Source organism: Shewanella sp. SM55 (genome assembly GCF_025654025.1).
GTDB classification, from domain to species: domain Bacteria; phylum Pseudomonadota; class Gammaproteobacteria; order Enterobacterales; family Shewanellaceae; genus Shewanella; species Shewanella oncorhynchi.
Genome location: NZ_JAKKRS010000010.1, coordinates 120,887 through 144,340, shown reverse-complemented (window position 1 = coordinate 144,340; position 23,454 = coordinate 120,887). Strand labels below are relative to the sequence as shown.

At 45.0% G+C, this 23,454-nt stretch carries 16 protein-coding genes; 6 read left to right on the top strand and 10 right to left on the bottom strand.

Annotation, left to right across the window (positions count from 1 at the left end):
- Window positions 1-48 precede the first annotated feature (48 nt).
- The 6 genes from L5L91_RS13975 to L5L91_RS13950 are packed head-to-tail and all read right to left on the bottom strand — an operon-like array spanning window position 49 to window position 7,418.
- Entirely contained in the window at window positions 49-1,770 is a 1,722-nt protein-coding gene (locus L5L91_RS13975) for a BatD family protein (RefSeq protein WP_263236905.1), read from the bottom strand.
- On the bottom strand, window positions 1,764-3,824 hold the full coding sequence (locus L5L91_RS13970) for a VWA domain-containing protein (RefSeq protein WP_263236902.1): 2,061 nt from the start codon (window positions 3,822-3,824) through the stop codon (window positions 1,764-1,766). The genes L5L91_RS13975 and L5L91_RS13970 overlap by 7 nt, the downstream gene beginning before the upstream one ends.
- A complete protein-coding gene (locus L5L91_RS13965; protein WP_263200561.1) occupies window positions 3,824-4,843 on the bottom strand; it encodes a vWA domain-containing protein in 1,020 nt (339 codons plus the stop codon). The genes L5L91_RS13970 and L5L91_RS13965 overlap by 1 nt, the downstream gene beginning before the upstream one ends.
- Window positions 4,837-5,481 carry a DUF4381 domain-containing protein gene (locus tag L5L91_RS13960; protein WP_113940707.1) on the bottom strand — a complete coding sequence of 215 codons (645 nt, stop codon included), beginning with the start codon at window positions 5,479-5,481 and terminating at the stop codon, window positions 4,837-4,839. Before L5L91_RS13960 ends, L5L91_RS13965 begins: the two co-directional genes overlap by 7 nt.
- A 2-nt stretch (window positions 5,482-5,483) precedes the next feature.
- Window positions 5,484-6,437, bottom strand: coding sequence for a DUF58 domain-containing protein (locus L5L91_RS13955; protein WP_198572767.1), 954 nt, complete (start codon window positions 6,435-6,437; stop codon window positions 5,484-5,486).
- A 24-nt stretch (window positions 6,438-6,461) separates the two neighbouring features.
- The gene (locus L5L91_RS13950; RefSeq protein ID WP_028761051.1) at window positions 6,462-7,418 is read right to left on the bottom strand and encodes an AAA family ATPase; all 957 of its coding nucleotides are present in this window, start codon (window positions 7,416-7,418) and stop codon (window positions 6,462-6,464) included.
- A gap of 262 nt (window positions 7,419-7,680) precedes the next feature.
- On the opposite strand from L5L91_RS13950, the gene fadI reads away from it, so the two are divergent.
- The 3 genes from fadI (at window position 7,681) to L5L91_RS13935 (ending at window position 11,703) form a co-directional block, all read left to right on the top strand.
- Window positions 7,681-8,991 carry an acetyl-CoA C-acyltransferase FadI gene (fadI, locus tag L5L91_RS13945; protein WP_263236899.1) on the top strand — a complete coding sequence of 437 codons (1,311 nt, stop codon included), beginning with the start codon at window positions 7,681-7,683 and terminating at the stop codon, window positions 8,989-8,991.
- Window positions 8,992-8,996: 5 nt separating this feature from the next.
- Complete coding sequence (gene fadJ / locus L5L91_RS13940) at window positions 8,997-11,123, top strand: fatty acid oxidation complex subunit alpha FadJ (RefSeq protein ID WP_263236896.1); 2,127 nt, start codon at window positions 8,997-8,999, stop codon at window positions 11,121-11,123.
- Between the two features lie 379 nt (window positions 11,124-11,502).
- Window positions 11,503-11,703 (top strand): hypothetical protein, encoded by a 201-nt coding sequence (locus tag L5L91_RS13935; protein WP_131525278.1) that lies wholly within the window; start codon window positions 11,503-11,505, stop codon window positions 11,701-11,703.
- Between the two features lie 320 nt (window positions 11,704-12,023).
- Here the strand turns inward: L5L91_RS13935 and L5L91_RS13930 are convergent, their stop codons facing one another.
- From L5L91_RS13930 to L5L91_RS13920, 3 genes are all read right to left on the bottom strand, one after another.
- The gene (locus L5L91_RS13930) at window positions 12,024-12,416 is read right to left on the bottom strand and encodes a hypothetical protein (protein WP_263146195.1); all 393 of its coding nucleotides are present in this window, start codon (window positions 12,414-12,416) and stop codon (window positions 12,024-12,026) included.
- A 109-nt stretch (window positions 12,417-12,525) separates the two neighbouring features.
- On the bottom strand, window positions 12,526-16,785 hold the full coding sequence (locus L5L91_RS13925; RefSeq protein ID WP_263163416.1) for an EAL domain-containing protein: 4,260 nt from the start codon (window positions 16,783-16,785) through the stop codon (window positions 12,526-12,528).
- A 284-nt stretch (window positions 16,786-17,069) separates the two neighbouring features.
- Window positions 17,070-19,859 carry an insulinase family protein gene (locus L5L91_RS13920; RefSeq protein WP_263236895.1) on the bottom strand — a complete coding sequence of 930 codons (2,790 nt, stop codon included), beginning with the start codon at window positions 19,857-19,859 and terminating at the stop codon, window positions 17,070-17,072.
- 169 nt (window positions 19,860-20,028) lie between these two features.
- On the opposite strand from L5L91_RS13920, the gene sixA reads away from it, so the two are divergent.
- A complete protein-coding gene (gene sixA / locus L5L91_RS13915; protein WP_212601769.1) occupies window positions 20,029-20,499 on the top strand; it encodes a phosphohistidine phosphatase SixA in 471 nt (156 codons plus the stop codon).
- A 98-nt stretch (window positions 20,500-20,597) separates the two neighbouring features.
- Here sixA and smrB read toward each other — a convergent pair whose 3' ends face one another.
- The gene (gene smrB / locus L5L91_RS13910) at window positions 20,598-21,128 is read right to left on the bottom strand and encodes an endonuclease SmrB (RefSeq protein WP_263236891.1); all 531 of its coding nucleotides are present in this window, start codon (window positions 21,126-21,128) and stop codon (window positions 20,598-20,600) included.
- Window positions 21,129-21,208: 80 nt separating this feature from the next.
- Between smrB and prmB the strand changes: the two genes are divergently transcribed.
- The gene (gene prmB, locus L5L91_RS13905; protein ID WP_011788895.1) at window positions 21,209-22,153 is read left to right on the top strand and encodes a 50S ribosomal protein L3 N(5)-glutamine methyltransferase; all 945 of its coding nucleotides are present in this window, start codon (window positions 21,209-21,211) and stop codon (window positions 22,151-22,153) included.
- 124 nt (window positions 22,154-22,277) lie between these two features.
- Window positions 22,278-23,372 carry a chorismate synthase gene (aroC, locus tag L5L91_RS13900; RefSeq protein WP_131523503.1) on the top strand — a complete coding sequence of 365 codons (1,095 nt, stop codon included), beginning with the start codon at window positions 22,278-22,280 and terminating at the stop codon, window positions 23,370-23,372.
- Window positions 23,373-23,454 lie beyond the last annotated feature (82 nt).

The window sequence follows — 23,454 nt, the reverse complement described above, 5'->3', positions numbered from 1 at the left end:
GAATATTTAGCATGGTAGCACTCGCTTCTTTGTCATTAACCCCATCATTTATTTAGGATTCAGTGGGCTTAATGGTGCTGATTTTGGGTTTGAATGTTTATGCTCACAGGCCTTAACCGCGTTAAGTAAGGCGGTACATTCGGCGCTTAAGTGGCTATTTGTATTGTTAGAATTCGCACTGCTCGTATTAGCACTGTCAGTATGGTGGCTCTTATCGGCCTTCGCACTGTAGGCTTTGATTTGCAGTTGCTGTATCGCTGCTGCCAGTTGTGGTGACTGCTCAGCAATCTTATCTAATGTCATAGGCGTTTGCTGTAACTCACTGAAATGTCGCTGCAATTGCAACATTATTCGGCTCACATCGCCACTGGCGCAGGCTTGCTTTAATCCTTTCAAGCCGAAGGCAGTCACTGATTGTGCTGAACTTATTGAAGAGTTTACTGCAATTGGGGCGGCCGTTTGATTTTTTAAGGCGCGGCGCCAAGCGACTAAGGTGATAATCCAAGCGACTAGAGTGACCAGCCATAGCGCAGCAAAAACCGTGGTTAGCCAAGACCAGCCCTTATCGGCCGCGGAGTTGGTTTCCCATGTTGGTTGAGTTGGCGTATCGCTGATAGCACCACCTTCAACGATTATGGTACGTGCGGGTAGCGTTGCAGTTTCTTGACGTTTAAGGCGCGGATTCCACCAAGGCACTTTGATTTCGGGCAAGGTAAAGGTGCCCGCTTTGCTGGGAACGATTGCCGAAGTAATACTGTACTGCGAAACAATTTGTGCATCGCGCACAAAGGTCTGCCGCTGGGGTTTTTCTGGGTATGACTTGAGTTCATCGGGCAGAGTTTGCACTATATCAGGCAGACTATTTTCATCGGCATTGGAAGCCAACAGCGTAATAGTGCGGGTGATAGGGCTACCGACGGTAAACTTTTTAATATCTTCAGGGAAGTTTTCTTTTAGCGCTACTAAATCGGCAACCAGCCATTGGCCTTGGAAGCTTGTTGGTGCGGGATTCACTTGAACTGTCAGTGAGGGCGCGCCTGCTTGCATTGGGCGGCTTTCATTAAAGCCAAACATGCCGCCGCGGCGTTGGGATTCTACCAGCACATCGCCAGCAAAGGTTGCACCTTTGATATTCACTTGGCCTGGCAAATCGGGAATGATGCCATAGGTGCGTTCAATCACGCGGTAACGTCGGCCATCGACTATCTCTGAACCATCCCTATCTTCACCGATTTGTTTGATCTGTGCGCCTTCGATCACCGGTGCACTCAATACGCCCCTTTGTAATTCTACCGCCAGATAGAGTTTCACCTTGTAGGTAATGAGCTGCCCAACATAGGCTTCGTCGGTCGAGACTTTGGCGTCAATGAACAGATTGTTCATTTGCGCGGGCTGGCTACCGGTTTCGACCACTTTGAGAGGAATAGGCGATGAGCTGACGCCGTCAATGCTAAAGGCAGGAATGGTTAACTGGCCTTGTTGTTTTGGCGCGAGCAGTACTTGCCAGCGGGTTTCTTTGACCGCATCGAAGTTCATGATTTGCGTGCTGCGACTCACGCTAGTACGGCCGACAATAAAATCTTTCAGTAGAGCTGATGTGTCTAGCTTACCTGTATCGACTTCGTCATCGACACTGATGTTGAGCACAAAGTATTCGCCCTCCATCACTGGGTTGCGATCGACCGAGGCCTCAATTTTGCTAAGTGCAAAGGCGGGATGAGCCACTCCGATGGCAAGGAGTAGCAGGATAAAAAATTGTCTCGTCACCACTGTTCGTTATCCTTTGATATTTGGCCATTTTGACGGCGTTTTTGATATTCCAACTGCATCTTGTTGCGCAGTAACACTTGCGGGTCTTCACTCACGCCCCTCAGTGCTCGTTGCATTTCTGCGGGCAGTGGCTCGCTATTGGTTGGCGGTGCCTCGACCGATTCACTCATAGCAGCCTCTTGTTTATCTTGCACATTTTGCTCAGGAGCTTCTTTGGCGGCAACGCTTTGCTTTTCTTGCTCAGCTGACTTTTGCTCTTCAGCATCGGCTTTAGCCTGCGCTTGCATCTTAGCTTCATTGTCTGCAGGTGAATTGTCTACCGGCTCATTTTCCTGCGCATCCTGCACGCCATTTTGCTGCTTGGCTTCATCCTGCTGATCCTGAGCATTGCCATTTTGCTTATCTTGCTCAGATAGTTGCTCATCCGTTTTTTGCTGTTCAGGGCTTTGATCCGCGTCGGCATTGTCCTGTTGATCCTGAGACTCTTGCCCTGCTTGATCTTGCTTATCTTTCTGAGCGCTATCTTGGTCAGATTGCTGTTTATCCTGCGACTTTTGGTCACCAGATTGTTGGTCGCCAGACTGTTGGTTGCCTGAATCGGGATCACCGGACTGTTGATCGCCTTGTTGATCTTGGTTCTTATCCTGTTGCTCGTTTTTACCTTGCTGTTGTTGCTGTTCTTGCAATAACTTTTCAGCTAGTTCAAGGTTGGCCTTGGCCGCAGGGAAATCAGCTTGTTTCTCAAGTGCGGCTTGATAGCGCTCCTTGGCCTTATCGGGTTTACCGAGCTGCATCAACGCATTGCCTTGATTGTAGAGGCCTTGGGCTGAGCTATCTTGCTCGAAGGTTTTCAGTGCTTGCGCAAAATCACCGGCTTTGTATTGGGCGCTGCCACGCCATTGGGGCGACTCAAACTGCTTAGCGGCGTTTGCGTAATCTTGGGATTGATAGGCCTGCATCGCTTGTTGATCTGTGGTTTTCCACACATTGTCCCAGGCATTGTCCCACACACTGGCATGGGCTGGCTGAGGCACAGCCGCGAGCAGTAAGCTGCCAGCAAGAGTGATAAATCCAACACTGGCCACGATTCCTTGTCTAAAGCTGAAAAGGGCGGGTAGCAGTAATAATAAGGCGAGGTAAGGACCGAGATCCTGCCAAGTTTCACCATCAAGATCTGTGGCTTTCGCATCGCCAGCATCGCTTAACCATTGCTGTAATTGGGCGAGATCATTACCGTCGGTGCGATTTTGGATTAAAACGCCTTTGTTATTCGCGGCCAGTTTTTGCAGCAGAGCGAAATCAGTGCTGGCCACAACGACTTCGTTGCTGCTGTCGCGTTGTAATTGTCCATCGGGTAGACGAATTGGCGCACCTTGGCTGGTGCCAAAAGCGACGACGGCGAGGCGATATTGGGTGCCATTTAATGCCGAGTTAGCCTCATCAAACTGGGCAGCAGTTATGCCATCTGTCATCAGGATAATATCACCGCGAATATGCCCACCCTGAGCCAGTAGCATTTTAGCTTGGGTCAAGCCTGCCGCTAAGTTTGAACCACGAACGGGCATAATCTCAGGACTTAACGTCGGCAGTAAATTGAGTAATGTGCCGGTATCACGGGTTAATGGGCTGATAGTAAAGGCATCGCCTGCAAAGGCGACTAAACCAGTTTCACCTTCTTTAAGATTACGCAGAAGATCCGTTGCCCTAAATTTGGCTTGGGTTAACCGATTCGGCGCAAGATCGGTGGCGAACATAGATACGGACATGTCCATCACCAGTACGCGGCCTTGCTCGGCGGCAAACACAGGTAAGGATTGTTTATTCACGGCAGGTCCGGCGAGTGCCAAGGTTGCAATCAACCAAGTGAAGGCTAATAAATGCAACGGACGGCGGGATTTTTTATTACCTTGGGTGACCAATACCTTGGCTAAGTGCGGCGCAATATAACGATTCCAAGCGCTGTGGCTCTCGTGTTGCCGCCATAAACTCAACAAGGCTAAGGCTAGCGGCACTAGGGCGAGTAGCCATTCGGGACGAATAAAATGTAGGCTCATTATTTGATGTTCCCCTGTGAAGTGGTTGCGACAGAGGGTTTAACGCGGCGCGCTGCAAACAGTGGCAATTGACCTAAGGCAATCCACAGACTCGTCAGTAATGCCAGTGCCAGCGGCCAATAGAACAGATCTGCCTGCGGACGATAGCTTAATTGATCGCGACTCACGGGTTCGAGTTTATCGATTTCTTGGTAAATCTGGTCTAGCTCTTGGCTGTTACGGGCGCGAAAATAACGGCCGTGGGTGACGTCGGCGATATGTTTAAGTTGGTTTTCATCCAGATCCATCGAAGGATTAACCCGCTCGCGGCCAAAGAGTGTACGGCGCTCCATTACATCTGCGCCCACACCAACCGTATAAATGGTAACTTTACGATTAGCGGCAATTTGCGCTGCTTGCTCTGGTTCGATATTGCCCGCATTGTTAGAACCGTCGGTCAATAAAATCAATACTCTATTACTCTCGTCCATTTTATCGAAGCGTTTTACCGCTAGAGCGATAGCTTCACCTATGGCGGTTTGCTTACCGACTAAGCCAATTTGTGCTTCTTTTAAAAATTGCGCCACTGAACGTCTATCTTGGGTGAGCGGCGCCTGTAAATAGGCGTGATCAGCAAAGAGGATCAAGCCGATACGGTCACCCTTGCGGCGCTCGATAAAGTCACTGACGACGTGCTGAATTAAAGTGAAACGATCGACGGTTTTGCCATTCACCACCATGTCTTCAATCTGCATACTGCCGGATAAATCCACCGCCATCATCAAATCACGGCCTTGGCTTGGCAGTTCGATAGGTTCACCAAGCCATTGAGGACGAGCAATAGCGAGCACTAACAGGCACCACATCAGCCAGTAGCGTTTGCGGCTCTGGCGCGTGTTGGCCGCTAAGCTTTGTTTGCCCGTTTGACTTATTCCGGGTAATTGCAGCCGGCCACCATCCACTTGTACTGTGTGTTGGCGCCAAAAAATCAAAGGTAAAGGCAATAACATCAATAGCCAAGGCCATGCAATTGTTAACATTGTGCCTCCGCTTTTTCAGTGTCAGTTTGCTGGGTTGGCGCTTGGCTTTTAGCTCGAGCGTCGCCACTAGCTTGAACGTAGCCCTTAGCTTGAACAAGATTCGGCTCAGGGGCACTCAGTTTTGCTTTCGATGCCAACCAAGCCTGTGCGAGTTGATGTAATTCATTGGCTTCAGCTAAGGTCAATGGCGTTGCCTGATGGCGTTTGGCTAATAAGGGGCCGATACGTTGGCGTTTATGCTCGGGTAAATAGCTGTCTAACCAAGCCGCCCAAGCTTCACCATCTAAGGAGGCTATCGCTTCTCTGCTGAGGTAACTCATGGCGGTGCGCTTTAATAGGCTGTTGACGTCAGAGGCATAGGAAGTCGCTTGTTTATCGAGCTGATTGAGTAACTGCTTCGCGGCTTTTTTCGGCGCTAAGTCACGGGCGCGTTGTCTTAGCCAGATAACTAAGAGTGTGATGAGGGCAATCACAAGTGCTAAAACCAGCCAATAACCGATTGCCCAAGGCCAAGCGCCGATCGGTTCGGGATGAATAATATCCTGCAGTTGAGCAAGTGCTGGATTTGGCGCCGTAAAAGGCATAGGTACTGTTGCCTGTGGATTTGCTATTTCTGAATTCACTGTTGCTGGATCCATAGTTAACGCAATAATTCCAATTGATGGGCTAGGGGAGCACCCGCATCTATGAGCTGGGTGCGAACGCGCAGTTGCTGCATCATGGCGATAAAATCGTTTTGCTGACGCAACTGAATGTCGAGCCAAGCCTGATAACTGTGGCGGGTAAGCACTAAGTCCTCATCCCCATCCCGTACCGGCAAATTAAAGTTGTGCGGTAACGGCAGTGTGCCTTGACGCAGAGGATCGGTAATAAGATAGGCACCCACATCGCAATGACGCTTAAGCTCGGTGAGAGGCGCGATACATTGGGGACTAAAATGGCTGCCATCTGTCACTATCCAAACTAAGGAGCCGGGTTTGGCGATACGTTGTAATCGCTGACAGGCACGCAGGATATGGTCAGGATCGCGCTGGCCAGTGCCAACATGATTGAGCTGATTTTCGTGCACACGGCGCAGGCCTGAGATCAATTGCAATATGCCCTGACGACGGCTGCGGGGTTTGAGCTCTAAATGCTCAGACTCGCATGCGATCAAGGCGCCGAGCCGATCGCCATGGTTAATCGCATTCCAACCTAAGGTGGTCGCAAGGTGTCCTGCTTGCACCGATTGCAGCAATAAACTCGAACCAAAATAGAGGCTTTGGCTCAAGTCGATTAACAATAAAATAGGGCGCTCACGTTCTTCGACAAATAACTTAGTGTGAGTTGTGCCTGTACGAGCGGTAACGCGCCAATCAATGGTGCGCACATCGTCGCCCTGTTGGTAGTGGCGCACCTCGGCAAACTCCATACCGCGGCCTTTGATTAAGCTGCTGCGATGGCCCGCTAAATTAGCGCGGGCACGGCTATAACGCTCAGGCATAGCACGGGCGATATTTTGGCACGCCAGCAGCTCTTGCTCGGTTAAATGCAAGCCATCGGCAAAAAGCGGCAAGCCATCGACCGAGGCTGAGAGTCGCGCTGTGTCACTCATCTTATTTCACCTTTATCTTCACCGTTAAGGTACTGCAACTTGACTTAAGATGTGGTTGATCACGTGATCGCGGCTGACACCTTCGGCCTGTGCTTGGTAGCTAAGTAGCAATCTGTGTCTTAACACGTTCGGTGCGACGGCTTGAATGTCTTCTGGTGAAACAAAGTCTCGCTCGTGCAGCCAAGCACGGGCGCGGGCGCAGCGTTCTAATGAAATGGTTGCACGCGGGCTGACGCCGTACTCAAGCCACTTAGCTAAGTCTTCGCTGTAACGTAAAGGCTCACGGGTCGCCATCACGATTTCGACTATGTACTTTTCGAGTGGCTCGGCGAGATAGATTTCCATGGCTTCGTCACGGGCGGCAAACACATCTGCTTGTGCAATCGGCTCAGTGGTTGGTAATTCGTGGGTCAGCGCTTCTTTGCGGGATTGACGCAGAATTTCGATTTCAGTCTCGCCGCTTGGGTAATCAAGGTTTAAGTGCATCAGAAAACGGTCAAGCTGTGCTTCGGGCAGCGGATAAGTGCCTTCGTTCTCTAATGGGTTTTGGGTGGCCATTACTAAAAACAGCGGTGGAAGTTTATAGCTGTGCTTACCAACTGTAACTTGACCTTCGGCCATGGCTTCTAATAAGGCTGACTGAACTTTGGCTGGGGCGCGGTTAATTTCGTCCGCCAAGATTAAATTGTGGAAAATCGGTCCGGCTTCAAATTCGAAGGTGCCGGTTTGCGAGCGATAGATATCTGTGCCAGTTAAGTCGGCAGGTAGCAGATCTGGGGTAAATTGAATGCGGTGAAAATCGCCCTCAACCCCGTCACATAAGGCTTTCACTGCACGGGTCTTTGCCAGTCCCGGAGGTCCTTCAACTAATAAGTGGCCATTGGCAATTAAGGCAATGAGCAGATTTTCGGTCAATACTGGCTGCCCTAAAACAACCTTATTTAGGTAAGTGCGTAATGCGTGGAAGCGACTCAAAGGCATGATGCTACTCGTTTTATTATGTTGAAAATACGTGTGTGGGCTATAGACAACAGCTATGGTAAAGAATTCCCTTAGGGTTTGGCTAGTGTTAAAAAAACAAACAGGTGTTTAAAACTTGCTGACAAGAAGTTAGAATCAGATCACACTTTAATGGTCAGACCTGTTATTGGGCGTTTTTCGCCGTAAAACAATGGGTCAAACACGGAAATCGATAGCGCCGCCTGAAATCTCTCAGCGATTGCGCACATAAAGAGGGTGACAAATGAGTGATAGACAACAGGTTACGAACGCCAAGGGTGAACGTATCGCCATTGTAGCGGGTTTAAGAACGCCCTTTGCAAAGCAAGCCACGGCATTCCACGGCGTATCGGCGCTCGATATGGGCAAAATGGTGGTCAATGAATTATTGGCGCGCTCAGAACTCGATCCTAAGCTGATTGAGCAATTAGTCTATGGACAAGTCGTGCAAATGCCGGCTGCACCTAACATTGCCCGTGAAATCGTACTCGGTACTGGCATGAATGTGTCGACCGATGCCTATAGTGTCACTCGCGCCTGTGCAACTAGCTTTCAATCTGCCGTAAACGTGGCTGAATCTATCATGACAGGCAATATCGAAATCGGTATTGCGGGCGGCGCCGACTCTTCTTCTGTCTTGCCTATCGGTGTGTCGAAAAAATTAGCCCATGCGTTAGTCGATCTGAATAAAGCCCGTAGCTTTGGGCAAAAATTACAAATTTTCCGCCGTTTAGGCATAAAGGATTTATTACCTGTGCCGCCTGCGGTTGCCGAGTACTCAACGGGCTTGTCTATGGGACAAACCGCCGAGCAGATGGCAAAAACCTACAATATTAGTCGCGCCGATCAAGATGCCTTAGCACATCGCTCACATACCTTAGCGAGTGAAACTTGGGCTTCTGGCCATTTGCGTGACGAAGTTATGGTCGCGCATATACCGCCGTATAAGCAGTTTATCGATCGTGATAACAATATCCGCGAAAACTCGGTACTGGAGTCATATGCTAAGTTGCGTCCTGCATTCGACAAACAACATGGTACTGTGACGGCGGCCAATAGTACGCCACTGACGGACGGTGCCTCAGCGATTATCCTGATGAGTGAAGGTCGAGCCAAAGCCTTAGGTTATCAACCTATTGGTTACATTAAGAGTTACGCCTTTAGCGCCATTGATGTCTGGCAAGATATGCTGATGGGGCCATCCTACGCGACGCCACTGGCGTTAAAACATGCTGGAATGGAATTAGAAGATCTTACTCTGATTGAAATGCACGAAGCCTTTGCGGCGCAGACATTAGCGAATATGCAGATGTTTGCTTCGAAAAAATTTGCCGAAGAAAAACTCGGCCGCAACCGCGCGATTGGCGAAATCGACATGAGCAAGTTTAACGTGCTCGGTGGCTCGCTCGCTTATGGTCATCCTTTTGCGGCAACGGGAACCCGTTTAATCACCCAAGTGTGTCGTGAGCTTAAGCGCCGTGGTGGTGGAACTGGCTTAACGACGGCCTGTGCGGCCGGTGGTTTGGGTGTGGCTATGATAGTGGAAGTGGAGTAATCGGCATGGAAAAGACCTTTAATTTAACTCGCCGCGACGACGGCATTGCCATTTTGACTATGGATGTTCCTGGAGAAACCATGAACACCCTAAAAGCACAGTTTGGCCCTGAAATCAGTGAGATTCTGGCTGAGATTAAAAGCGACCCTCATATTCGTGGACTCGTGCTGATCTCTGGCAAGAAAGATTCTTTTGTCGCGGGCGCGGATATTTCCATGCTCGATGCCTGTAAAACGGCGGGCGATGCCAAAGCCTTATCCCAGCAAGGGCATGTGGTTTTTAATGAGTTAGAAGCCTTAAAAATTCCTGTAGTGGCGGCAATCCATGGTGCCTGTTTAGGTGGTGGTTTAGAGTTAGCCTTAGCTTGTCATCAAAGGGTATGTAGCGACGATGGTAAAACCATGCTCGGCGTACCGGAAGTTCAACTTGGCTTATTACCTGGCGGCGGTGGGACTCAACGTTTGCCTCGTTTAGTCGGCATTACCACCGCCTTAGACATGATGTTGACCGGTAAACAAATCCGTCCTAAACAAGCCTTGAAAATGGGCTTAGTGAATGATGTTGTACCGCAGACCATTTTGCTGCAAACCGCAGTTGAGATGGCGCTTGCGGGTAAACGTGCACCGAAACCTGTTAAAAAGTCACTCGTTAATCAAGTGCTTGAAGGCACGAGCTTTGGCCGTAACATTATTTTTGATCAAGCGACTAAACAAGTCGAAAAGAAAACCCAAGGTAATTATCCAGCACCAGCCAAGATCATTGACTGCGTGCGTCAAGGGATTGCGAAGGGGATGCAAAAAGGGCTAGAAGTCGAAGCGAGTCACTTTGCCGAATTAGTGGTATCAAAAGAATCTGAAGCGCTGCGCAGTATTTTCTTCGCCACCACAGAAATGAAGAAAGAAACCGGCGCTGAGGGTGCTACGCCGCGTAAAGTGAAGAAAGCGGTGATCTTAGGTGGCGGTTTAATGGGCGGAGGCATCGCCTCTGTTACTACCACTAAGGCTAAAATCCCCGTTCGCGTCAAAGACATCAGTGAAAAAGGTTTAAGCAATGCATTAGCCTACGCTTATAAGTTGTTGGATAAAGGGGTAAAGCGCCGCCATATGACGCCTGCTGCCCGTGACAACTTAATGGCGCTGATGACGACAACCACTGAGTATAAAGGCGTTAAAGATGCCGACATCGTTGTGGAAGCGGTATTTGAAGACTTAGCGCTTAAGCATCAAATGGTGAAAGACATTGAGCGTGAGTGTGGTGAGCACACGATTTTTGCGTCAAACACCTCATCTTTACCTATTAGCCAAATCGCCGAGGCGGCGACGCGTCCTGAAAATGTGATTGGTCTGCATTATTTCTCGCCAGTGGAAAAAATGCCGCTGGTGGAAGTGATTGCCCATGCTAAAACGTCGCCAGAAACCATTGCGACTACTGTCGTATTTGCCCGTAAGCAAGGTAAAACACCGATAGTGGTGCAGGATGGTGCGGGTTTCTACGTGAACCGTATTCTGGCTCTGTATATGAATGAGGCCGCGCAATTACTACTCGAAGGCCAAAGTGTTGAGCATTTGGATAAAGCTTTAGTGAAATTTGGCTTCCCTGTGGGACCGATTACTTTGCTCGACGAAGTGGGTATCGACGTGGGCGCAAAAATTTCACCGATCCTTGAGAAAGAATTGGGTGAACGTTTTAAAGCGCCAGCGGCATTCGACAAGCTTTTAGGTGACGATCGTAAAGGCCGCAAAAATGGCAAAGGCTTTTATCAATACGGCCAAAAAGACTCTAGCAAGAAAGCGAAAGTCGTCGATGAGAGTGTTTATGGCGTGTTAGGTATTAAGCCTGGCACCAATAAAGATGTAAAAGCGGTTGCTGAGCGTTGTGTCGTACAAATGCTCAATGAAGCGGTGCGTTGTTTAGATGATGGTATTATTGCATCGCCAAGAGACGGTGATATTGGCGCCATTTTTGGTATTGGCTTTCCGCCATTCCTCGGTGGCCCATTCCATTATATTGACACTTTAGGCGCCGCGAACTTAGTGAAGATCCTTGAAGGTTATCAAAGTCAATTCGGTAACAGATTCGAGCCTTGTGAGCGTTTAAAAACCATGGCTCAAGAAAACGCGCACTTTTTCTAAGTTTCAGTGAATTTAAGTCATAGTTAATCTAGGTCTTAGTAAATTGGAATTGAACAAAAAAGCGGCAGATCATTGCCGCTTTTTTTATTGCCATAAGGCATGTTTTTGCCTAAAAAATGTTCATGTTGGGGATGTGGATCTTGTATAATCTGAGCCCTTTATCGAGAGTTCAGTGTTACCTGTTCTGTACTGAGAGCGTAGCGATGAATGAGTGTTGCTCGTTTATGCATAGTGCGGAGAATTTTTTATCCTGCTGTTAAAACGACGTATTTAACATGTGCATCAATCACCAAGACTACGCGAGTAGCATCCGCATTTTAATGAGGAATTAATTTCTCTACATTTATGATTTATTTAGTTGTTTTCAAAGAGGTGGTTTGTGGTTTTGCTGGTTATCTTTATCGCATTAATCTCGGCTTGGTACTTTGGCTTGGCTGCATTTACCGCAGGTCTTACTGTTAAGCATTGGGTGCTGCTGGGTTTTGTGCTCGGGCCTCTGGCTTATCCACTCTTTACGACACATAGTCATTTAGCCTTGAGGAAAGTCCGTTGTAGTGAGGAAGGGATATTAAATAGCTAATTTATTAATTTGTTAGGTAATTTCCATGACTACATGACTACATGACTACATGACTTTAGTACTTTTATATTCACTTAAAACTAAAGGGAGTCAATGCTCCCTTTATTGTTTCTAAGCTGCGCTAACTTAATTAACTATCACTGTACATGAGTTAGACTCATGGCTACAGAACTTAAATTAGTTCCACCAACCTTTTGCTGAAATCACTTCAAGGTGATTCAAGCCTTCAGGCAACTTAACTTTTTTACGCGCTGGCTTGGATAAACCGAGTGCTTTTTTGATTGAATTTAACATAGTCACTCTCCTTAACCTGATTAATGTTATGCAACTTCAGAGTTAATAAATTTAACGTAAGGATGTCCTGCGACTTCGAGAGGTTTGAACTTCACGTAAGGATGCCCAGCGATTTCAAAAGGTTTGAACTTCACGTAAGGATGCCCAGCGATTTCAAAAGGTTTAAACTTCACGTAAGGATGCCCAGCGATTTCAAAAGGTTTGAACTTCACATAAGGATGCCCAGCGATTTCAAAAGGTTTAAACTTCACATATGGATGCCCAGTTACTTCTACTGGAGCAAGTTTAACTGCAGGTTCTTCTGAAGTAATTGACTTAGCTGCTGGTTCTAATTTAGTGCTATCTTCAAGTGCATAAGTATTTACTGCAAAACTAATTGAAGATAATAAAGTAACGGCGGCAAGGATTCCTTTCATCATTCTAATTCTCTCTCAGGGTAGTTGATATTGATTTATTATTGACACTGATAGTGCTATTGCACTTGTTGTGCCAATGTTGTAAGTCGCAATCAAGTTGAGAGTAAATTGATTATGTAATGTTGCTTTTTGTGTTTAGCTTTATCATGTCTTCTTGGAGTAGCAAGGTAAATTCGGTCTCCTTTATGGCCTTACTAAAAATATAGCCTTGAATTTCTTCGCAGTTGAGTGCCCGTAAAATGTTCAATTGTGCAGCTTGTTCTACCCCTTCTCCTACAACAGAAAGCCCCATGTTATGGGCGATAGTGATAATAGAATCGACCATTTTGAGATCGCGATCAGACTTATCAATATCGTCAACAAAAGCTTTATCAATTTTTAAAGTATGAATCGGGAAACGTTTTAAGTATGAAAGGGACGAGTATCCAGTGCCGAAATCATCGAGTGCTAAACTAACGCCCATTTTAGCCAGTTGCTGCATGACAATAATAGCCGTTTCCGGCTGTTTAATGACGGTACCTTCAGTTATTTCTAATTCAAGATGACATGCAGGTAGTTTAGTGAGTCTTAATATTGACTCTATTCGCTGTTGAATATCGGGCAGTGCAAATTGACGTGACGATAAATTGACGGCGACTCTGCCGCTGAATATGCCTTGTTCACGCCATTTCTGTGCAGCGAAACAGGCTTTGCGTAAGACTATTTCACCAATTTCAACAATTAAGCCGTTTTCTTCAGCAAGCGGAATAAAATCATTTGGGGGTATCAAGCCATGTACTGGATGATTTAATCTGACTAAAGCCTCCATACCTGCAATTTTACCGCTTTTAAGATCAACCTTAGGTTGATAATAAACTTCAAATAGATCATCTTTTAAGCCTTCACGGATAAGATTTTCTACTTCTAATTGCCTAATTGCATGTTGGTTTAAAGACTCAGAATAAAACTGGTAGCAATTACCTCCTGCTGACTTAGCATGGTACATAGCAATGTCAGCCTTTCTCAGTAATGCTTGCTCGCTTTGCTCATCTTCTGGGAATAGCACTATGCCAATACTTAATCCTAGGACTAGCTGTTCATTGCTAACGTCAAATGCAGGTTTTAATCCCTCAATAATACGGTTAGCAATCGCAGCGCTGGCGCTTATATCTGAACCCTTGTCTAATACAATGGCGAATTCATCTCCGCCTAGACGATAAATACTGGTATTTTTAGGAAGTAAGGACTTAATGCGGGTAGCAACGAGCTTTAATAATGCATCTCCAATTTGATGGCCTAAGGAGTCATTAATACGTTTAAAATTATCAAGATCAAGTACCATAAGCGCATGAGCTATTTCTCGATTCACTAGGTTACTTAAGGTCACTTGTAAGTTGGAGCGATTTGGCAGTCCAGTTAAGAGATCGTTATTAGTTAATTTTCTAAGCTCTTCTTCTTGCTGCTTACGTCTTGATATATCAGAAAAAACACCAACATAGTGTGATAATTCGCCTAACTCATCATAGATAGCATCGATAGTGAGCTCCATATGGAAGTGACTGTTATCTCCTCTGGCGGCTTCGACTTCATTTGCCCAGCGACCTTGCTGTTTTAACATGGTTCTGATTTGGGTGGAGAAGGTTTCTGGATATAAATCAAATGTGAGTAAGTTGCCAATAAAGTCATTTCGGTTACGTAATGAAATTTTGCAGCAAGCTTCGTTGACTTCGACAAAACGGTATTCATTGTCGAGGATAAACATGCCTTCTGAAATATTTTCAATCGCTTTTTCAAAGAGTTTCAGCTGCTCTTCTTTTTGTTTAAATTGACTAATATTTTTAATCGTTCCAGTCATTCGCAGGGCATTATCTTTGTCATCCCGCTCTACAATCTTGGCGCGGTCTAAAATCCATACCCAATTGTCGTCTTTGCCTTTTACCCTATATGCGGCTTCAAAATGATCTGTTTCACCATAAAAATGCTTATTAAGCGCTTCACGAACACGTTCCTGATCCATAGGATGTATATTACTCTCTTCATCCGATTTTCCTGAACGATGTCCATCACGGGGAAATTCAAGTGCTCCCCAAATATTGGAGCGAAAAATGTTGCCAGTTTCTATATCCCAGTCCCACATTTCATCACCACTTCCCCAAAGGGAAAGTTTTAATCTTTCTTCGCTGAGTACAATCTGTCTTTGTGTTTCTCTACGACGTAGCACCGTTTTTATTACTAGATATGAGATACATAATACAATTGCAGCATAAATAGATTTTGCTTGAAATGATGACCACCAAGGAGGTGTTATAATGACAGCAAGCTCTTTTGTTGCTGCTTTTTCACCGGAAAGTGAGTTAACCGCATAAACTTGAAAAGTATAATTTCCTGGAGATAAGTTTGTATATGTTGCTGAGTTTGTTCCATTTGCAGGTATCCATATATCAGAAAGGCCAAACATCCTATAGTAGTAGTTAGTTGATGAGTCGTCTGACATGGGAGATATAAAATTGAACGAAAATGGATAGTCAGAGTATTTCAATGATATTTTATTAGATGCTGCGATTGATTGTATTAGATAGTTACTTTCTTGATTTTGAACTATATTAAATACTAAGAAATCTGATATTTCTGTTTTATTTACCTTGCTTTTCTTTACATAGCTTACAACATCTTTAGGTGATACTAGACTAATTCCACTGATCCCCGCAAGTAGAGTGTTACCGTTTATATTAATACCATTGGGAGCATTGTACTCATATTGACTCCCATTTGATGTTTTTAAGGTATAAGATACTTTACTGTTTTTTTCAAAAATAATGACTTCACTTAGTGATGAGGCTGTTATAAAACCATCATTATCTACAATGGCGTAGATCTCTTTATTGTTAGAAAGTATTCTCGAAATTTTTTTACTGGTATCATTATAAAGCATCAGTGACGTTGATGTTCCGAAGTAAATGCCATTATCACTTTTTTCGATGCTGTAAGTTATTTCATTGTTTAAGTTTTCTAATAACCCATTTTCATATTTTTTCAGTCCATCTTGTCCGGCTATATATATTAGGTTGTCAGATGTTAACTCTACGTCAAAAATTGGCTCATTCTTTTTTGTATCAATGCTGTTAGTAATTTCACCATTTTTGATGATTAAAACTTTCCCATCAGGTGTGCCAGCAGCAATTGTTAAACTATTTTCATTAATAGAGAGTGATGATATTATATTTTTGCTAATCAACCTGGATGAATCATCTTTCTGTAAAAATAACCCTGCATTAGTACCAAAATAAAGTCCATCATCACTTAGAACTGCGTATTTGTATCCTTGAGTATGAGTGCTGAAACTTTTGATTAGGTTTAAATTTTCATCAAAAAGATTTATTTTTTCAGAGTCAGATGAAACCAGAAAGCCTTTAGTGTTTTTTGTAAGATGCCATGTGCTATCGGTGGTTAAGTTGGTTTTCTGCACTAAATTATTTACTTTTTTTACAATAGTGATGCCTTGATCAATACTTCCTAGTATAAACATATCTTCGGTTGCAAAAAATGAAGATGTTTTATCTGTGCTATCTGTGGCTAGAAGTCCTACAATGCTATTTTTAGAAATATTAACTATATTTTTATCAGTGATACCATAAATAGTGTTTTTGTGTTTCGTGAGTTGAAAAAATACTCGCGGATCAATTTTTACTATTTTATTGTCCTTATACTTATATAGTCCATCACTTAATGATATGAGTAGTGTTGAGTGATCTTCTTGCTCGAAATCAATTGTTTTTTTAGCTATCTCTTTTAATTCATTCTGGGTGAGCTTAAATAACGTACCTGCATAATCTCTTATGTAATAATCGTCGCCTACTTTTATCGTTTTTTTGATTTCACTTAGGCCTTTATTTGAAAGTTCGTATGTTTTTTCTTTGTTATTTATATCTATAATTGCTTTGTTAGTTCCAACAATTAAACTCTTATCACTTGAGTTGAGGCTCCAAACAGGAGAGCTTTTTACCGACAGTCCATAATGAGAAAAGGATTCTTGAAGTTTATCATATACGACTAAGCCACTATCGGTTCCAACATATAAAATGCCTTTATCATCAATAAGTAAACTTCTAATAAAAGAGCTGGGAAGGCCTGTTCTGGTATCATTAGCATAAAAATGCTTAAAGTTTTTCCCATCAAATCGATTTAATCCATTAAATGTTCCTATCCATATATAACCATCATTGTCTTGAACGATAGACGTAACAGTGCTTTGGGAAAGTCCTTCTGGGACACCAAAAGATTGTGATTGGAGAATAATAGGAGATTTATCAGAAAAGGGAGATGCGTTTACGTCTTCGAATGCATGCAAGCTAAAAAAAGCGAGCAAGACGATTTTAAAGAGTGCTTTAGGCATAGTGTTTGTTCTTATTATCCGAGGATGCCATGAAACAATTGTGTTACATCACTTTTCCAGAAAGTGAGCGGTTTGTCAAAGTGGAGTCTGCAGAAAATCCTTTTAACAGCATGTAGATGCAGTAAAATTGTTCGGTGCTGAAGTGGTAGAACATGGGCTAGCCATGTTTTACATCAGGATTACGCCCAACACTGAAAGATACGACTATAGTTGGACTGATTTGTAGCGGTTCTGTTTGTTTACCTAACTTTGCTCACAAATGTGTGAGCAAAAGTGTTTTTTGTTTAGAAATTAAACTTTTCTGCCGTTTGCTTAAAAACTTTAAGATCCGTGATCATTTTGTCTGACATCAGCGCTGCTTGGGTTCTGTGTTGTTCACCTGTGCTAAATAACACTAAGCGATCGCTGTGCTTAGTTCGCATTTTACGCATCATGAATTTGAGTAAATCAGTGCGGGTGAGCTTAGTTATTTCGTCTACGACGAGTTCTCTTTGGTTAAATTGATAATCTCTATTGCCGACACTGACCCAATAACGTTGACTGCGAGTTTTGAGGTTCGCGTCGTGCTCCATGATTTGATTAATCAGACCTACCTTTGTGCTTTCCCATTCTTCGTTGGTGATTTGCATCACTGCATAATTAAAGTCGGCAATAAACTCGTCGATGGCCTCTAATAAATGCAGTGGCCCAGTTGTGGGTGACTGAATATAGAAAATAAGTCCAGGATGACGATTGAGCGGCAGGTAACCTGTGCCTACCATATAGCCCAACTGTTTTTCAGTACGCAGCTCATGGAAGAAGGTGGACGACATAGTGTGATTCAGTAAGCTAAATAGCGCCATTTTTTCGGGTGTTGCCACGGCAGATTGGTAATACACAATAATTGCGCTATCTTGATGATCTATCGCGAGTTCTCTCAGTAACGTGCCTTGGCCTGTTAAATTCACTAATTCTCTGGTGGACTCGGCGCTTGGCGTCGAAACTAAGGATAAAATGTGCTCTAAACGTTTGCCGAGAGCTTGTGCTTCAGAGACTAACCAATCCCCGTAGACTAACCCTTCAAGATAGATCTTTTCGTAGAAGGCGCGTACATGGTTATGTAAATCTTCTAGGCTAATATCTTCCAACATTTGAGCCATACGTGCTGGTTCATAACTGCTTTTTTGCAGCGTAACAGTCAGGCTAGTAAATAATTGTGAAATCGGTTTAGCCTGTGTTTGATTCTGCCAACTGCGCAGAAGCTGAGATTTTATGAGAGCAAAGCGCTCTTCGGTAAAATTGCGCTCTCTGGCTTTATGGATTAATAGCGCTAATAAGGTTTCTTGATTGCCTGTAAAGCCAGATAAATGCAGTGTAATTCCGCCTTGATGCGGATAAATGTTATAGCTTAAGCCTGCAACTTCGGCCTGATAGGTTGGCTCGGTTAGATAATCGAGTAGCATTTCAACATACAAGCGGGTGAGGGCGGCATGCCTTGGTGTTTTACTTGCCTGCTCTGAATCTAGCGATAAATACATGTGACCTTTTGGCACATTAAACTCATCATCTTTCTTATGCCAAATGCGGTATCCAGTTGATTCAGCAACTATCACTGGCACGTCAACATCGCTCTTATCCGGACGGGCAATTGAGTCGGCGACAATAAAAGGATTTGCAGCTGGTAGCTGTAATTCAGGGCGAATATTGTTCACTTGCCAACGAGCTAGGGACTGTGGCGCAATTGGGCGGACTTTGTATGGCGTGTGATACCAGTTAGCTTTACGATCCGTTTTAACCGACTGGGCTATAAGCTGCAGGCGCATATTCTGTGGCACCATGAGCTCAAGTAGCTCAATGGTTTCAGGGATATCCAGCCCATCCATCCGATAATCGCCAAAGACCAAGTCTTCGACCTCATAGTGATGCATATTAATGCTGAGATGGCTGGCTAAATCGAGTGATTTAACTTGCTCTTGATAACGAAACGCCATTTTGAGCAGGTTTGCACGCTCCAAATAACGCCATTCATCTAAGCCTTGGGTTTTGATAAGTTCAATATACTCAAAACAGCAGCTGATAATTTCATCGAGATTGCCTAGCCCTTTATCGGTTAACTGTAAACCGATACTGTAATCCTTGAAGTTATAGCCATTTACACCGCCGCCCGCAGACAAGTTGTTCACTAATCCTTGTTCTTTTAGATACGACAACAGACTGCCATGACTCTCATTGCCTAAAATATGGCTGATATAAGTCAAAGGCTTACGTTTGTAGTAGTGATCAATTCCTGGGAAATTAAAACTGATGCTTAAGCGTTTTTGCTCCTTAAGCGGCACAATATCGATTTGCCTCAACAGTTCTTTTTCTGAAAATAGTGGTACTTGAGGATAGTTTTTCACTAAGTTCAAGTTTCGGATCCCACTAAAATAGTGGCAGGCTAAATCTTGTAATTCATCAAGGGAAAGCGGAGCGACTAAGCACAAGGTCATTAAGTTGGCGCTGTAATGGCTTTGATAGAAATCGAGTAATTCACTACGTACCTGTGCCTGTTCTCCGCCTAAGGTGACTAAGTTACCCACGGAAAATTTCGAAAATGGATGCAGTGGGTTGACTGTCTCTTTGAGTACTTGATAGGTTCGACGGATATCATCTTTTAGTTTTAAACTAAATTCAGATTCAATAGCTTGGCGTTCTCTATCGACTAAATCTAAATCAAATTTTGGGGCGATAAAAAATTGGCTGAATCTGTCTAAGGAGTCGGCAAACACTTCTTCATTGATGGTGAAAAAGAAGTTAGTGTGCTCTGTGCCTGTCCAAGCGTTATTGCTGCCGCCATGCTGATTAATAAAGGCGTGATACTCGCCTGAGTCTGGGAATTTCTCAGTACCTAGAAAGAGCATATGCTCTAAAAAGTGCGCCATGCCGGGTCTATCTGCGGGATCATCAAAATGACCCACGCCTACAGCCATAGATGCGGCAGCTTGGCTGGCATCTTGATCTTCAACCAATAACACCCTGAGCGCATTATCTAATACAAGATAACGATACTGGCGGTTATCATTTGGACTTTTATATATGGACTGAGAGGCTTGCAAAGAGACACTCCGGTAACGATAGCTTGTTATATATTGATAGTCTTAATGGTTTTTAGCAAATATCTCTTGTGTTTATCGACTAAAGATTAAGTCGTGTGAGGTTTGTTGAAACGGATTTTAGGGCTACAATTGGGATAAAACAAAAACAAGTTTGAGTCGCGAGAGAAGTATGCAGCTATTTTTGATGAGACATGGTGACGCCGGATTTAATGCTCAGTCTGATAGAGACAGAACACTGACCGATGTTGGAAGGCACCATACTGTGTTGATGAGCAACTGGCTAGCTCGCAGTGTGGCTGATTTCGATCTTGTTTTAGTTAGTCCTTACTTACGAGCACAGCAAACGTGGCAGGAACTGAGTCAGCATTTTCCTGAGCCGCGTAAGTGGCTAGTCGCCGATGATCTTGTGCCTTCTGGCGATCCCGCCAATGTAGCCGCCTTGGTTGTGGCTTATGCTGAGTTATACAAGGCGGATAAAGTACTCGTGATTGCTCATATGCCGTTACTGGGTTACTTAGTCAGTGAGTTAGTGACTGGCGTTGAGCCGCCATTATTCGCGACGTCAGGCATTACGCTCATTGATAAACATGCCGAGCAAGCCTCAATCGTGTGGCAGCACGCCCCGCATAGTATTAGCTAATCTAGGTTTATATCTCTTTTACAAAACAAACGGCCCACATTAAATGGGCCGTTTGTTTTCGCTAAATAGTAAATGTTAAAGCCTAAGCCGATAGCGAGCTAACGTCTATGCGGCTGCTCGCCAATATCAATCAGCACTAATAACGCCGCATCGCCCCCCCATTCTTTAGGCGCCTGATGGAAAGCTTTCACCATAGGATGCTGCACTAACCACATGGGAACTTGTTGTTTCAATATGCCACTGCCGTAACCATGCATAATGCAGCAGCACATGCTCTGTTGTTTGACGCAGGCTTGAATCAATGCTGCTAGCTCAAGTTTGGCTTCCGATTGGCGATAGCCGTGCAAATCCAGCAGCAAATCTGGCTGGTAATCCCCACGTCTGAGGCGCTTGAGCTCTAAACTGTCAACACCTTCTTCTAACCAACGCATCGGCCCTTGTACAGGCAGTAGTGGCTGATAAGTATCTGAGAAATAACTGTTAGCATGCAGTTGCTGCTCTTTCAGTTCTATTTCCTGTTTGGTTTTTAAGGGCATGCGAAAGTGTCGCTTATTTTGCGTGATGGGTTTAATTCCATCAATAAGCGCTGAGAACATCGCCAAGCCTTCTTTGTCGTCGTCTTTATTCATGGCGGGTATTCTATTGAATCCTATGGTTTCTGAATAGAGTTCAGTTACAATGTTTGCGAACAAACTAGCGGGAGCACGTTTTGGATAAGATCTTTGTAGATGAAGCTGTGACAGAATTACGTACTATTGGCGATATGTTACGTTGGGCCGTGAGCCGTTTTAACGATGCCAATGTGTATTATGGTCATGGTACTGATAATGCGTGGGATGAAGCCATCGCCTTAGTTTTCCATGCCTTACACTTACCCGAAGAAATCGGTCAGCAAGTGATTTTAAGTAACTTGACCAGCAGTGAAAAGCATAAAATTGTCGAGTTGATCATTCGTCGGGTGAGAGAACGCTTACCTGTGCCTTACTTGACCAACAAAGCGCGTTTTGCTGGGCTTGAATTTTACGTCGATGAGCGCGTGTTAGTGCCACGTTCACCGATTGCCGAAATGATCGCTAATCGTTTTAGCCCTTGGTTATATAACAAGCCAGTTACACGTATTTTAGATTTATGTACTGGCAGCGCTTGTATCGCGATTGCCTGTGCCTATGAATTTGAAGACGCCGAAGTCGATGCGCTGGATATCAGCGAAGATGCCTTAGATGTGGCGCAAATCAATATCGAAACCTTAGGTGTGATGGACAGAGTATTCCCGATGCAATCGGATCTGTTTTCGGCCATTCCAGAAGGGCCTCAGTATGATTTGATTGTTTCAAACCCACCTTATGTGGATGCCGAAGACATTGGCGACATGCCTGATGAATATCATCATGAGCCTGCCATTGGTTTAGCCTCAGGTCGCGACGGCTTAGATTTAACCAAACGTATACTGGCCAATGCCGCGCAATACCTAACACCAACGGGTTTGCTCGTAGTCGAAGTCGGTAATTCTATGGTGCATTTGATTGAGCAGTTCCCAGAAGTGCCATTCACTTGGATTAACTTTGAAAATGGTGGCGATGGCGTATTCGTATTAACCCGCGATCAACTGGTCGAAAATCAGTCAGTGTTCGGCATTTATCGCGACGCACAATAGCCTAAGATAGCAAATTAGGTTGAGACTTTTCCCGCTGCCAGTTAGGCTTGCAGCGGGAAAATAAATTGTCCAGTGGTCGCTGGACACGGAGCGATGAACAAATAACCTAAGGTGTACAAAGCGGATGTCTGGAAACAGTATTGGTCAAAATTTTGTAGTGACGACGTTTGGTGAGAGTCACGGAGTTGCACTTGGTTGCATTATTGATGGTTGCCCACCAGGGCTTGAATTAACCGAAGCCGATATGCAGCACGATCTTGACCGCCGTCGCCCAGGGACATCCCGATATACCACGGCCCGCCGTGAGCCCGATGAAGTACGGATTTTATCCGGCGTTTTCGAAGGTAAAACCACGGGTACCTCGATTGGACTCTTGATTGAAAATACCGATCAACGCAGTCAAGATTACTCTAATATCAAAGATTTATTTCGCCCTGGGCACGCCGATTATACCTACCAGCAAAAGTACGGTATGCGTGACTACCGCGGTGGTGGCCGCTCATCAGCCCGTGAAACCGCGATGCGAGTGGCGGCGGGTGCGGTGGCGAAAAAGTATTTAAAGCAAGTTCACGGTATCGAGATCTACGGCTATATGTCGCAGCTGGGTCCTATTTGTGCGCAGACCATTGATCTTGACCAAATTGAGCAAAATGCCTTTTTCTTCCCCGATGTTAGCAAGCTTGAAGCGCTCGATGAATACATGCGAGAGCTGAAAAAATCCGGTGACTCCATTGGCGCGAAAATCTCCGTTATCGCGACAGGTGTGCCTGTGGGTTTAGGGGAGCCAGTATTTGATAGACTCGATGCCGATATTGCCCACGCGCTGATGGGCATTAATGCCGTCAAAGGCGTTGAGATTGGTGATGGTTTTGGTGTCGTGACGCAAAAGGGCTCCGAAGGGCGTGACTTAATGTCGCCGCAAGGCTTTGAATCTAACCATGCGGGCGGTGTGCTCGGTGGGATTTCATCGGGTCAGCCGATTATTGCCCATATTGCGTTAAAACCCACCTCCAGCATCAGTGTGCCAGGTCAAAGTATGACGGCGCAGGGTGAAATGGCCGAAGTGGTCACTAAAGGTCGTCACGATCCCTGCGTTGGGATCCGCGCGGTACCGATTGCCGAAGCTATGCTTGCCATTGTGTTGATGGATCACTTGCTAAGACACAGAGCGCAAAATCAGGATGTGCGTAGTCATACGCCAGTGCTTGGTATGCGATAAGTCGCATGAAATAGCTGGTATGCGATAAGTGGCATGAAATAGCTGGTATGCGATAACGATACAATGAGTAGCATGAGATAAA